Origin of the sequence: Catenulispora sp. GP43, assembly GCF_041260665.1 — a bacterium.
Classification (GTDB): Bacteria; Actinomycetota; Actinomycetes; order Streptomycetales; family Catenulisporaceae; genus Catenulispora.
In genome coordinates, this window is the sequence record NZ_JBGCCT010000029.1 from 91,696 (window position 1) to 104,151 (window position 12,456).

The 12,456-nt window shown below is 70.6% G+C and carries 9 protein-coding genes and 1 tRNA gene; 7 read left to right on the forward strand and 3 right to left on the reverse strand.

Features of this window, described 5'->3' with window-relative positions:
• Positions 1-259 precede the first annotated feature (259 nt).
• The 3 genes from ABH926_RS41120 (at position 260) to ABH926_RS41130 (ending at position 3,160) form a co-directional block, all read left to right on the forward strand.
• Entirely contained in the window at positions 260-1,183 is a 924-nt protein-coding gene (locus tag ABH926_RS41120) for a trypsin-like serine protease (RefSeq protein WP_370371730.1), read from the forward strand.
• A gap of 89 nt (positions 1,184-1,272) precedes the next feature.
• Positions 1,273-2,310: a chorismate-binding protein gene (locus ABH926_RS41125; protein WP_370371732.1), complete on the forward strand. Its 1,038-nt coding sequence runs from the start codon at positions 1,273-1,275 to the stop codon at positions 2,308-2,310.
• A 16-nt stretch (positions 2,311-2,326) separates the two neighbouring features.
• Positions 2,327-3,160 (forward strand): aminotransferase class IV, encoded by an 834-nt coding sequence (locus tag ABH926_RS41130; RefSeq protein ID WP_370371734.1) that lies wholly within the window; start codon positions 2,327-2,329, stop codon positions 3,158-3,160.
• Between the two features lie 217 nt (positions 3,161-3,377).
• Here ABH926_RS41130 and ABH926_RS41135 read toward each other — a convergent pair whose 3' ends face one another.
• On the reverse strand, positions 3,378-3,791 hold the full coding sequence (locus tag ABH926_RS41135) for an SsgA family sporulation/cell division regulator (protein WP_012786429.1): 414 nt from the start codon (positions 3,789-3,791) through the stop codon (positions 3,378-3,380).
• Between the two features lie 417 nt (positions 3,792-4,208).
• On the opposite strand from ABH926_RS41135, the gene ABH926_RS41140 reads away from it, so the two are divergent.
• Positions 4,209-4,280 (forward strand) — tRNA-Val (locus tag ABH926_RS41140).
• Between the two features lie 86 nt (positions 4,281-4,366).
• Here ABH926_RS41140 and ABH926_RS41145 read toward each other — a convergent pair.
• A complete protein-coding gene (locus tag ABH926_RS41145; RefSeq protein WP_370371735.1) occupies positions 4,367-5,005 on the reverse strand; it encodes an alpha-ketoglutarate-dependent dioxygenase AlkB in 639 nt (212 codons plus the stop codon).
• Positions 5,006-5,096: 91 nt separating this feature from the next.
• Between ABH926_RS41145 and ABH926_RS41150 the strand changes: the two genes are divergently transcribed.
• On the forward strand, positions 5,097-6,734 hold the full coding sequence (locus ABH926_RS41150; protein WP_370371737.1) for an ABC-F family ATP-binding cassette domain-containing protein: 1,638 nt from the start codon (positions 5,097-5,099) through the stop codon (positions 6,732-6,734).
• A gap of 63 nt (positions 6,735-6,797) precedes the next feature.
• Here the strand turns inward: ABH926_RS41150 and ABH926_RS41155 are convergent, their stop codons facing one another.
• The gene (locus tag ABH926_RS41155) at positions 6,798-7,403 is read right to left on the reverse strand and encodes a hypothetical protein (RefSeq protein ID WP_370371739.1); all 606 of its coding nucleotides are present in this window, start codon (positions 7,401-7,403) and stop codon (positions 6,798-6,800) included.
• 83 nt (positions 7,404-7,486) lie between these two features.
• Here ABH926_RS41155 and hrpA point away from each other — a divergent pair, with 83 nt between their 5' ends.
• A complete protein-coding gene (gene hrpA, locus ABH926_RS41160; RefSeq protein WP_370371741.1) occupies positions 7,487-11,425 on the forward strand; it encodes an ATP-dependent RNA helicase HrpA in 3,939 nt (1,312 codons plus the stop codon).
• 76 nt (positions 11,426-11,501) lie between these two features.
• Positions 11,502-12,347, forward strand: a complete 846-nt coding sequence (locus tag ABH926_RS41165; RefSeq protein ID WP_370371743.1) for an SAM-dependent methyltransferase — start codon at positions 11,502-11,504, stop codon at positions 12,345-12,347.
• Positions 12,348-12,456 lie beyond the last annotated feature (109 nt).

A 12,456-nucleotide genomic window follows, 5' to 3' on the forward strand; every position in this document is an offset into this window, starting at 1 on the left:
GTAGCGGATAGGGCCGGGGATCCAAAAACCATTCCCCTCAGGCGTCACAGGGTTGGGTTGAAATCATCTCGAACTTGGGCAGAACGGTGTCCATGGTCTCACTGGGCGAGCATGCCGCTACACTGAGTCGCCATTCGTTCGGGTGGTTCGGCGGTGGTGGCCGGTCGGGGTGCTGGTCCGCGCGGCGACGATGGTGCGGGCCGGTCGGCGGGTCGGCGGTCGGTCCGGGTTTCTGGTGTGGACGGGAAGAGGTGCGGGGATGGCGCGGCTGAGGCGGCGGGTCGCACGGATGGCGGCGTGGGGCGTCGCGGGGGTGCTGACGGTGGCCGGGGTGGCTGCGGCCACCGCGCTGGGAGCGCCGGCGACGCCCGTGGCGGCGACGTTGCGGCCGATTCCGCGGATCGTCGGGGGTGCCGCGGCACCGGATGGTGCGTATCCGTTCATGGCCGCGTTGCAACAGTGGGTCGGCAACGGTTACCTCACCATCTGCGGCGGGACGCTCATCGCGCCGGATGAGGTGCTGACCGCGGCGCATTGCGTGGACCAGTGGTCGGTCGGGCAGGCGGCTTCTGACGGGGAGCCCAAGGAGCGCGTCATCGTGGGGCGGACTGTGCTGAGCGCCAGTGACGGCGCGGTTCGGCTGCCCCAGGCCATCCGCGTGGATCCGACCTGGGACTCGGCCACCGAGTCCGACGACGCCGCGGTGGTGCAGCTCGACTCGCCGATCGACGGCGTCGCCTCGCCGAACATGCCGACCTCCGGCAACCAGGCCTACGAGCAGCCCGGGACCCCGGCGCGCGCCATCGGCTGGGGCAGCACCCAGCCGCAGGGACCGGCCGACGTCGGCGGCGGCGTCTACCCGGACGAGCTGCGCCAGGTGGACCTCCCGCTGGTCGGCGACGTCCCCTGCCAGAGCGTGTTCGACGGCGTCCGCAATCCCGCGCTCTACCCTCAGGAGATGCTCTGCGCCGGGGGCGACGGCCGGCACGACGCCTGCACCGGCGACAGCGGCGGCCCGCTGCTGAGCCCGCTGCCCGGCGGCACCTGGGAGCTGATCGGCGTCACCAGTTGGGGCAACGGTTGCGCGGTCCCGGGCACGCCCGGCGTGTTCACCCGCCTGTCGGCGCCGGACATCCACAACTTCGTGGCCAGCGCGAGCGGGGCATCCGACTTCGGACCGTGAAGGCCGTGAAGGCTGTGAACGTCCCGAAGGCGGAAGGCGGGAAGATCGGGCCGGGAGCGGCCCGGTCAGCAGCCGGGAGACAATGAGATGTGCCCTCCCGCCCGACTCCCATATCCGGCCCCGAGCCCGTGGCCCACTTCGCCGGCCGGCTCGCGACCGGGCTGCGCGACGTCACCTCGGACCTGACCGCCCTGGACTCCGGCGGCTTCTGGGCCGTCGTGGGCACCTACGAAGGCGCCTGGACGCTGGCGCGCTTCGACGACGTCCGGGACGCTCCCCTGCCGCCGCCGAGGGCGCCTTGGCGCGGCCCCGACCGCGATGCGTGGGTCTCCTCCATGGATCAGGGCGCCTATGTCGGCGCCGTGAAAGCCATCCGCGACGAGATAGCCTCCGGCGAGGTCTACCAGGTGAACCTGTGCCGGGTCCTGTCCGCGCCGATCGATCCGCGGGCCGAGCCGCTCGCGCTGGCCGCGCGCCTGCGCATGGGGAATCCCGCTCCGTACGCCGGCTTGGTGGACGTCCCCGGGACCCGCGTGGTGACCGCCTCCCCCGAACTCTTCCTGCGCCGCGAGGGCCGCTCCGTCACCTCGGAGCCCATCAAGGGCACCGCCCGGACCGCGGCGGAGTTCCTGCCGAAGGACACCGCCGAGAACATCATGATCGTCGACCTGGTCCGCAACGACCTGGCGCGGGTCGCCGAGATCGGCTCCGTGGAGGTGCCCGCGCTGCTGCGTGTCGAGCCGCACCCCGGGCTCGTCCACCTGGTCTCGACCGTGACCGCCGAGCTCGCTGCCGGCGCCGGCTGGCCCGAGCTGATCGCGGCCACCTTCCCGGCCGGGTCCATCACCGGCGCCCCCAAGAGCAGTGCGCTGCGCATCATCGACGAGTTGGAGAACGCTCCGCGCGGCCCCTACTGCGGCGCCATCGGCTGGGTGGACGCCGACCGCGGGATCGGGGAGCTGGCGGTGGGCATCCGGACCTTCTGGTGGCAGGGCGACCGACTGTGCTTCGGGACCGGGGCCGGCATCACGTGGGGATCCGATCCGCAGGGAGAATGGGACGAGACCGAGCTCAAGGCCGCGCGACTGCTGGCGGTCGCGTCCGGTCCGCAGCCGTCCGGGCAGTGAAGGAGACTTGGGAGCCATGAGCACTGACAAAGTCTGGGTCGGCTCCGGCCTGGTCGACGCCGCGACCCCGCACATCTCGGTCTTCGACCACGGCTTCACCGTCGGCGACGGGGTGTTCGAGGCGGTCAAGGCGGTCGGCGGCCGGCCGTTCGCACTGACCCGGCACCTCGCGCGGCTGGCCCGTTCGGCCGACGGCCTGGGGCTGCCCCCGGTGGACGTGGACGCCGTCCGGCACGCGGTGATCGAGACGCTGCTCGCCAACGACGTGCCGCCGCTGGCCCGCATCCGGATCACTTACTCCGCGGGCCTGGCCCCGCTCGGCTCCGAACGCGGCGACCAGGGGCCCACGCTGGTGGTCGCCATCGCCGCGAGCAAGGCCCGCGCCGAGACCACGGCCATCGCCACCGTGCCCTGGCCCCGCAACGAGCGCGGAGCGCTGGCGGGCATCAAGACGACCTCCTACGCCGAGAACGCTAAAGCGTTGGCCCACGCACAGCGCGCCGGAGCCACGGAAGCGGTGTTCGCCGACACGACCGGCCGCCTGTGCGAAGGCACCGGCAGCAACATCTTCGTGGTCCGCGACGGCCGCATCATGACGCCGACCCTGGACACCGGCTGCCTGGCCGGCATCACCCGCGCCCTGGTGCTGGAGTGGGTGCCCGCCGAGGAGACCGACCTGCCGATCGAGGCCCTGCTGGACGCCGACGAGATCTTCCTGACCTCGACGCTGCGCGACGTGCAGGGCGTGCACCGCGCGGACGGCCGCGAGGTGGCCGCGCCGGGCCCGCTCACCAAGGCCGCCATGGCCGTGTTCGCCGAGCGCTCCGCCGAGGACCACGACCCGCAGTAGCGGCTCCAGCGCCTGCACCGAGCCCATCGAGGCCACCAAGGCCACCGATTCCGCGATTCCAGCAGTTCCAGCAGTCCCAGCAGTTCCAGCAGTTCCAGCGATTCCCCCGGAACCTCAGCAGGCCCAGGCCCAGGCCCAGCCCCAGGCGCAGGAAACGCAACGCCCCCGCCGATGGTGATCGCATCGGCGGGGGCGGGTCGGTTGGGGACCGTGCGCCTCAGTTGTCCGCGAACAGGTGCACGAGCTCGGCGTCCAGGTCGTAGAAGCGGTGCTCCAGCCCGGGCGGGACCGCCGTGTTGGTGCGCTTGAGGAAGGATTCCAGGGCCCGCGCGGGAGCCTCCAGGAGCGCCTCCCCTTCGGGCGAGCTGAGCGCCAGACACACGATCGCCTGCCCGCGGCTGCGCGAGGGCCACACCCGCACGTCGCCCGTTCCGGTGGGGCGCCGCAGCCCCTCGGCCAGCAGCTCCCGGGCGAAGACCCAGTCCACGGTGTCCTGCCCGCCGGTGTGGAACGTGGCGTGCACGGCGTAAGGGTCGGCGGTGTCGTAGCGCAGGCCCGCGGGGACCGGCAGCGAGGAGTCGCCGGAGATGACGAGACGCAGCTGCAGCTCACAGGTGACCGATGAGCTCATGGCGGTCGGCCTTTCGCTAGGAGTGCGCCGAGGCGGGCGGTCCCGTACTCAGCGGTTCACACCCCCGCGTTCCTAGTGGTTCGCGTCGAGGGGCGCGAAGGAGGAATGCCACGGTCCGGTGGTCGGTAAACCCGTGTGCCCGGTATACGGCGATGTGCGTAGGCCATCAGGTCGAGGACAAGACCTTGACGTGCACGACAGGCGCCTCGGCGACACGAGGCGCAATCCCCCGAATCGGGACAGAACACACCGTATACCACCAGTGACACAGTGTGACGAATTCCACGCTTTCCGGCGGGTCGCCGACCCTTACCCGGAATGCCACGCGCGGCGAGGAAAGGGGTGCGCACGGGACCGTTCGGATGCGGTAAGGTTACGGACGTCGGAACGGCCCGCAAGGGCGCGCCGACCAGGCAAGGGCGATTAGCTCAGCGGGAGAGCACTGCCTTCACACGGCAGGGGTCACTGGTTCGATCCCAGTATCGCCCACCCGAAAACGGGCCGCCATCTCATCGGAGATGGCGGTCTTCTTGTCTTTCCGCTTGCCTTTCCGCAGGATCATCGGGCCCTGCGCGTCACCGCACTCCGCGCGGCCGGTACTGGACACTGATCCGCGGGCCCAGCGGCCGCGCCGATTTCGGCACGGCGTGCTCCCAGGTCCGTTGGCAGCTGCCGCCCATCACCAGCAGGTCGCCGTGGCCGACTTCGTAGCGCAGGGTCGGGGCTCCGCCGCCGCGCGGTCGCAGGGCCAGGGTGCGGGGTGTCCCGAGCGACAGGATCGCGACCATCGTGTCCTCCGACGAGCCGCGGCCGATGGTGTCGCCGTGCCAGGCCACGCTGTCGCGGCCGTCGCGGTACAGGCACAGGCCGGCGGTGGTGAAGGGCTCGCCGAGTTCGGGGCCGTAGTGGCCGTCGAGGGTCGCGCGCGCCTCGGTGAGCAGCGGGTCGGGGAGGGCTTCGCCGTCGCCGTAGAAGCACAGCAGGCGGGGGACGTCGACCACGCGTTCGTACATCATCCGGCGTTCGGCGCGCCAGGGGACGACATCCATCAGACGCGCGAACAGTTCGTCGGCTCCGGAGACCCAGCCGCGGCGCAGATCCACCCAGGCGCCGTCGGCCAGTGTCACGCGCTCCACCGTCGCGCCGAGCGCGCCCACGGTCTGGGGCGTGTCGACGTCGAGGAGGGAGCCTTGGAACCAGGCGTCGTCGAACATGTGTGCAATTCTAAGCGAAGCCGCTGACGGGGCCGCTATCGTCGAGTCCCACACCATCTCAACGTCAAGAGCACCACAGGAGTCACGCCGCATGAGCGCCACGCTCGTCGCCAAGGAACTCACCGCCGGCCACGGCGACCGCGTCCTGTTCTCCGGCCTGGACCTCGTGGTCTCCCCCGGCGACGTGGTCGGCCTGGTCGGGGTCAACGGCGCCGGCAAGTCCACGCTGCTGCGCCTGCTCGCCGGCCTGGACAAGCCCGAGAACGGCGGCGTCCAGCTGAGTCCGCCGAGCGCCACGATCGGCCACCTGCCGCAGGAGCCCGAGCGCCGGCCGAACGAGACGGTCCGGCAGTTCCTGGGCCGCCGCACCGGAGTGAGCGCCGCGCAGGAGGCCCTGGACGCCGCGACGGCCGACCTCGTCGAGAGCGCCCCCGGCGCCGACGACGCGTACTCCGAGAGCCTGGAGCGCTGGCTGAGCCTGGGCGGCGCGGACCTCGACGAGCGCGCCGAGGCGGTGGCCGCCGACCTGGGGCTGGCCGTGGACCTGGACCAGACCATGGCCTCGCTGTCCGGCGGCCAGGCCGCGCGCGCCGGCCTGGCCTCGCTGCTGCTGAGCCGCTACGACGTCTTCCTGCTCGACGAGCCGACCAACGACCTGGACCTGGACGGCCTGGAGCGGCTGGAGCGCTTCGTCTCCGAGTTGCGCGCGCCGGTGGTCCTGATCAGCCACGACCGCGAGTTCCTGGCGCGCACCGTGACCCGCGTCGTCGAGCTCGATCTCGCGCAGCAGCTGATCCGCCAGGTTGGCGGCGGCTATGAGGACTTCCTGCGGGAGCGGGAGGTCGAGCGGCAGCACGCGCGCGAGGAGTACGAGGACTACGCCGACACGAAGGCGGGCCTGGAGGCGCGAGCCCGGATGCAGCGCAACTGGCTGGACAAGGGCGTCAAGAACGCGCTGAAGAAGCGGCCGGACAACGACAAGATGCTCGCCAAGGCGCGGGCTGAGTCGACCGAGAAGCAGGCCGCGAAGGCCCGCCAGACCGAGAAGCGCATCGAGCGCCTGGAGGTCGTGGACGAGCCGCGCAAGGAGTGGGAGCTGCGGATGACGATCGCCGCCGCGCCCCGCTCCGGCGCCGTGGTGGCGACGCTGCGGGAGGCCGTGGTCCGCCGCGGCGACTTCACCCTGGGCCCGGTGAGCCTGCAGATCGACTGGGCCGAGAAGGTGGCGATCACCGGCGCCAACGGCTCGGGCAAGACGACGCTGCTGGCCGCGCTGCTCGGCCGGCTGCCGCTGGACGAGGGCACCGCCTCCCTGGGCTCGGGTGTGGTCGTCGGCGAGGTCGACCAGGCGCGCGGGCTCTTCCTGGGCGAGCAGGCACTGCTGCGGGCCTTCGAGGAGCAGGTGCCGGAGATGGAGCCGGCCGAGGTCCGCACACTGCTGGCGAAGTTCGGGCTGAAGGCCGAGCACGTGCTGCGCTCGGCGGCGACCCTGTCCCCCGGCGAGCGGACCCGGGCGGCGCTGGCGCTGCTGCAGGCCAGGGGCGTGAACCTGCTGGTCCTGGACGAGCCGACGAACCACCTGGACCTGGCAGCGATCGAGCAGCTGGAGGCGGCGCTGGCCAACTACCCGGGGACGCTGCTGCTGGTCACGCACGACCGGCGGATGCTGGAGGCGGTGCAGACGACGCGGCGGCTGAGCGTGGATGCCGGGAAGGTGACCGAGCTCTGAGGGCTCGCTAAGGGGCTCGCTGAAGGGCTCCCTGAGGAGCTCGCTGAAAACCTCGCTGAGGGGCTACAGCGATCGCTTTCCCTCGGCGAAGAACTCCGCGATCCCCTCGACCGTCGCGGCCAGCGGCTGCGCCGCCCCGAACGGTGCATTCCAGAACGGTCCCGTGCGCGGCTTGAACGGCCCGACGTACATGTAGGGCTCGTCGAGGAATGTGTCGCCCAGGGAGACGCCGTAGTTGACCTCGTCCATGGTGACGGCGACGTCGAAGTGCTCCGGCCACAGCACCGGCGTCTGGTCCGGCGCGAAGCGGCGCAGACCCTGATCGCCGCGGTCCAGCGCGGCGAGGAGGGTCCGGGCGGTATCCGGGTCCACGACCGGGCGGTCCGAGGGCTGGGCGCCAGAGCCTTCGCCATAGAGGCCTTCCGGGGCGCCGGCGACCACACCCAGGCGGGAGCCGATCTCGGCATAGGTGGCGCCGCGCAGGTCCACCGCGGCGTCGTGGGTCCGCAGCTTCCGGTGGTCGAGGCGCAGGTCAGGTGCCGCGATCGTGGCGATGGCACCGGGCAGGACGCGGAGCCTGATGGTGCCGTGCTGACGGTACTGCGGCCCGGCGAGCAGCAGCTCGGCTATGCCATGCAGGGAGGCCCTGGTCGTCTGGTCGGAACCCATCGTGTGCTCCCATCCGCCGGCGGCGTGGCCCCGGCGATAACCAGAAGAAGTAAAGCCTGCGGCCACCCTATCCTTGAACTGCCATGGACTCTCAGCTCAAGACGGCTCCGCTCGCCGAACTCACAGCTCGCCTCGCGGAGCTGACGCCGCATGACCGGCGTCGCCTGTCGCGCCGCATCGACGGTGCCCGCCGTATCCGCAACCCGCAGGCGCTGCAGGCCGTGGCGGCGGAGATCGAGGTCGAGATCCAGGCCGCCGCGGGCCGGGCGCAGGCCCGGCGGGCCAGCATCCCGGAGATCACCTATCCGGAGAACCTGCCGGTCAGCGCGCGCAAGGACGACATCGCCGCGGCGATCCGGGACCACCAGGTCGTGGTGATCGCCGGTGAGACCGGCTCGGGCAAGACGACCCAGATCCCGAAGATCTGCCTGGAGCTGGGCCGGGGCGTGGCCGGGCTGATCGGGCACACCCAGCCGCGCCGGCTGGCCGCCCGCACCGTGGCCGAGCGCATCGCCGAGGAGCTGGGGCAGCCGCTGGGCGAGTCCGTCGGCTACAAGGTCCGCTTCACCGACCATTCCAGCGACAACACGCTGGTCAAGCTGATGACCGACGGCATCCTGCTGGCCGAGATCCAGCAGGACCGCACGCTCAGCCGCTACGACACGATCATCATCGACGAGGCACACGAGCGGTCGCTGAACATCGACTTCCTGCTCGGCTATCTCAAGAACCTGCTGCCGCGCCGCCCCGACCTGAAGCTGATCATCACCTCGGCCACCATCGACCCGGAGCGGTTCGCCCGGCACTTCGCCGACCGGGACGGCCAGGACGCCCCGATCGTGGAGGTGTCCGGCCGCACCTATCCGGTCGAGGTCCGCTACAGGCCGCTGCTGCTGGATGCCCCCGACCCCGATGGCGATGCAGACGCCGCGGACCGCGACCAGATCCAGGCGATCAGCGACGCTGTGGACGAGCTCGGCCGGGAGGGCCACGGCGACATACTCGTGTTCCTGTCCGGGGAGCGCGAGATCCGCGACACGGCGGACGCCCTTAAGAAGCGCAACCTGCGCACCACGGAGATCGTCCCTCTTTACGCACGCCTCAGTACCGCCGAGCAGCACAAGGTCTTCGAGCCCCACGCCGGCCGCCGCGTCGTCCTGGCGACCAACGTCGCCGAGACCAGTCTCACCGTCCCGGGTATCCGCTATGTGATCGACCCGGGCACCGCGCGCATCTCCCGCTACAGCAACCGCACTAAGGTGCAGCGCCTGCCGATCGAGCCGGTGTCGCAGGCCTCGGCGAACCAGCGCAAGGGTCGCTGTGGCCGCACCAGCGACGGTATCTGCATCCGGCTGTACTCCGAGGACGACTTCCTGTCGCGTCCGGAGTTCACCGAGCCGGAGATCCTGCGCACCTCGCTGGCGTCCGTCATCCTGCAGATGAGCGCGCTGGGCCTCGGCGACGTCGCCGCGTTCCCGTTCCTGGACCCGCCGGACGCCCGCAACATCCGCGACGGCGTGAACCTGCTCCACGAGCTCGGCGCGCTCGACCCGGAGGAGCAGGACCCGCGCAAGCGCCTGACGCCGGTCGGCCGCAAGCTCGCCCAGCTCCCGGTGGACCCGAAGCTCGGCCGCATGGTCCTGGAGGCGGACCGCAACGGCGCGCTGAAGGAAATAATGATCATCGCCGCCGCGCTGTCGATCCAGGACCCGCGCGAGCGTCCCGCGGACAAGCAGCAGGCCGCCGCCGAGAAGCACGCCCGCTTCAAGGAACAGGGTTCGGACTTCCTGGCGTGGCTGAAGCTGTGGGACTACATCAAGGAGAAGCAGAAAGAGCTCTCCTCGAACCAGTTCCGGAAGCTCTGTAAAGCGGAGTTCCTGCATTACCTGCGCATCCGCGAGTGGCAGGACGTGCACAGCCAGCTCAAGCAGATCGCCAAGCAGCTGGAGCTCACCCCGAACAGCACCGAGGCCGGTCCCGACCAGATCCATATCAGTCTGCTCAGCGGACTGCTGTCGCACATCGGCCTGAAGGACACGGAGTCCTTCGAGTACATCGGCGCACGCAATGCGAAGTTCGCCATCTCCCCCGGCTCGGTCCTCTTTAAGAAGTCGCCGCAGTGGGTCATGGCGGCCGAACTCGTGGAGACGACCCGCTTGTGGGGACGCGTGGTCGCCACCATCAAGCCGGAATGGGCTGAGCCGCTGGCGCAGCACTTGGTGAAGCGCACGTATAGCGAACCCCACTGGGAGAAGTCCGCGGGCGCCGTCATGGCGTTCGAGAAGGTGACGCTCTACGGGATCCCGATCGTCGCCTCCCGCAAAGTGAACTACGGCCGCGTCGACCCCGAGGTGTCGCGCGAGCTGTTCATCCGCCACGCACTCGTCGAGGGCGACTGGCAGACGCATCACAAGTTCTTCTCCGAGAACCGCAAACTGCTCGCCGAAGTCGAGGAGCTGGAGAACCGCGCACGCCGCCGCGATATCCTGGTCGACGACGAGACGCTCTTCGTCTTCTACGACGACCGCGTACCGGCCGACGTGGTCTCCGCGCAGCACTTCGACTCCTGGTGGAAGAAGTCCAGCCGGGAGCAGCCGGACCTGCTGAGTTTCGAGAAGTCGATGCTCATCAACGACGGCGCGGGCGCCGTGGTCGAGCAGGACTACCCGGACTCCTGGCGGCAGAACCGGATGAAGTTCCGGCTGACCTACCAGTTCGAGCCGGGCACGGACGCCGACGGTGTCACCGTGCACATCCCGCTGACCGTGCTCAACCAGGTCACCGCCGACGGCTTCGACTGGCTGATCCCGGGCCTGCGCGAGGAGCTGCTCACCGCGCTGATCAAGTCGATGCCCAAGGCGCTGCGGGTGAACTTCGTGCCGGCGCCGAACTTCGCCCGGGCGCTGCGCCAGAGCCTGGTGCCCAACTCCGACCCGCTGCTGGACGCGATCGCCCGCGAGCTGCGCGCGGTCTCCGGACACCGGGTCGAGCCGGCGGACTTCGACGTGCAGCGCGTCCCGGACCACTTGAAGATGACCTTCCGCATCGTCGACGACAAGGGCCGCAAGCTCGCCGAGGGCAAGGACCTGGAGGCGCTGAAGCTCAAGCTCAAGGTCAAGACCCGCGACGTCATCAACGACGCGGCCGACGGCCTGGCCCGCGAAGGGCTGAAGACCTGGAGCGTCGGCACGCTGGCCCAGACCTTCGAGCAGAAGCGGCGCGGGCTGACCATGAAGGCCTACCCCGCGCTGGCCGACGCCGGCGACAGCGTGGCGGTGCGGCTCTACGACACGGCCGAGGACCAGCGCCGGGCCATGGCCGCCGGCACCCGCCGGATGCTGCTGCTCAACGTCAACTCGCCGATCAAATACCTCAACGGCCGGCTGAGCAATCCAGCCAAGCTGGCGCTGAGCCACAACCCCTACGGCAACGCCCTGGCGCTGCTGGAGGACTGTGTCGCGTGCGCGGCGGACCACCTGATCGCCCGGAACGGCGGTCCGGCCTGGGACGAGGCGGGCTACCAGAAGCTGTTCGACGCGGTGCGCGCCGACCTGGCCGACACCTCGATGCAGGTGGTGCAGACCGTCGAGCGGGTCTTGTCGGTCTGGCACGAGGTGGAGCGCAAGCTCAAGGCCACCACCAGCCGCTCCCTGCTCACCGCCCTGGCCGACGTCCGCGACCAGCTCAGCGGGCTGATCCACAAGGGCTTCGTGGCCGAGACCGGCTTCGACCAGCTGCCGCAGCTGGTCCGCTACCTGCGGGCCGTGGACCGGCGTCTGGACAAGCTCCCGGACAACCCGAACCAGGACCAGCTGCTGATGTTCCAGATCCACGACGTCCGCGACGAGTACCAGCTGCTGCTGGACCGGCTGCCGGCCGGCCGGCGCGGCGACCCGGATGTGCGGCGGGTCCGCTGGATGATCGAGGAGCTGCGGGTCAGCCTGTTCGCCCAGCAGCTCGGAACCCCGGAGACGGTCTCGGCCAAGCGGATCTATCGGGCGATCGACGCGGTCGAGGGCTGACGAGCACCGGCAGGGCTCAACGGCATCATCCATTCGGCGTATCAGGACTCGTGCGGCGACGGTAGGATCCAGCCTCATGAGCCCTGCCGCCGGGACCCCATGGTCCGACCCCGTCGCCGCCCCGTCCAGGGACGCCGGGGCCGATCCCGCAAGCCGGATAGACACCTCCAAGCCGCACACGGCGCGGATCTACGACTACTGGATCGGCGGCAAGCAGAACTTCCCGGCCGACCGCGAGGTCGCCGAGAAGGTGGCCGAGGCGATGCCGGCGGTGCCGATGATCGCGCGGGCGAACCGGGCGTTCCTGGGACGCGCCGTGCGGTACGCGGCGCAGCAGGGGGTGAAGCAGTTCCTGGACATCGGCGCCGGGCTGCCGGCCGCCGGGAACACCCACGAGGTGGCGCAGTCCGTGCACCCGGACGCCTCGGTGGTCTACGTCGACAACGACCCGCTGGTCACCGTGCACGGCCGGGCCCTGCTCGCCGACGAAGACCGGACCCGCGTCTTCGAAGGCGATCTGCGGGACCCGAAGGCGATCCTGACGCACCCGGACGTCACCGCGCTGATCGACTTCGACCGGCCGGTGGCCCTGCTGCTGGTCGCGGTGCTGCACTTCTTCCCGGACGCCGACGACCCGGCCGGCGTGATCGCCGCCCTGACCGAAAACCTGGCACCGGGCAGCCACCTGGTCATCTCGCACGCGGGCTCCGACCTGCTGCCGAGGGACCAGGACAAGCTGCAGATCTACCAGAAGGCCGCCGAGGGTGCGGCCCGCGACCACGCGCGGATCACCGCCTTCTTCGAGGGCTTCGATCTGATCGACCCCGGCCTGGTACGGGTGCCGTTGTGGCACCCGACCGAGGAGCCGCCGGCGGATATCGACCAGTACTGGATGTACGGCGGTGTCGGCCGGAAGCGGTGATAACCCCTAACAGGGTTCAGAGCTTTACGCCGCCCCGCTGTCCCGACTGTCCCGGAACGCCCCGCCCTGAGGCCCCGGGACAAACCCGGTAGCGGCCGGAGACCTGCGA

Excerpts from the sequence above, each read along its gene's own strand:
- ABH926_RS41120 (WP_370371730.1), top strand. The coding sequence starts at position 260 with ATGGCGCGGCTGAGGCGGCGGGTCGCACGGATGGCGGCGTGGGGCGTC.
- ABH926_RS41130 (WP_370371734.1), top strand. The coding sequence starts at position 2,327 with ATGAGCACTGACAAAGTCTGGGTCGGCTCCGGCCTGGTCGACGCCGCG.
- ABH926_RS41135 (WP_012786429.1), bottom strand. The coding sequence starts at position 3,791 with ATGAGCTCATCGGTCACCTGTGAGCTGCAGCTGCGTCTCGTCATCTCC.
- ABH926_RS41145 (WP_370371735.1), bottom strand. The coding sequence starts at position 5,005 with ATGTTCGACGACGCCTGGTTCCAAGGCTCCCTCCTCGACGTCGACACG.
- ABH926_RS41150 (WP_370371737.1), top strand. The coding sequence starts at position 5,097 with ATGAGCGCCACGCTCGTCGCCAAGGAACTCACCGCCGGCCACGGCGAC.
- ABH926_RS41155 (WP_370371739.1), bottom strand. The coding sequence starts at position 7,403 with ATGGGTTCCGACCAGACGACCAGGGCCTCCCTGCATGGCATAGCCGAG.
- hrpA (WP_370371741.1), top strand. The coding sequence starts at position 7,487 with ATGGACTCTCAGCTCAAGACGGCTCCGCTCGCCGAACTCACAGCTCGC.
- ABH926_RS41165 (WP_370371743.1), top strand. The coding sequence starts at position 11,502 with ATGAGCCCTGCCGCCGGGACCCCATGGTCCGACCCCGTCGCCGCCCCG.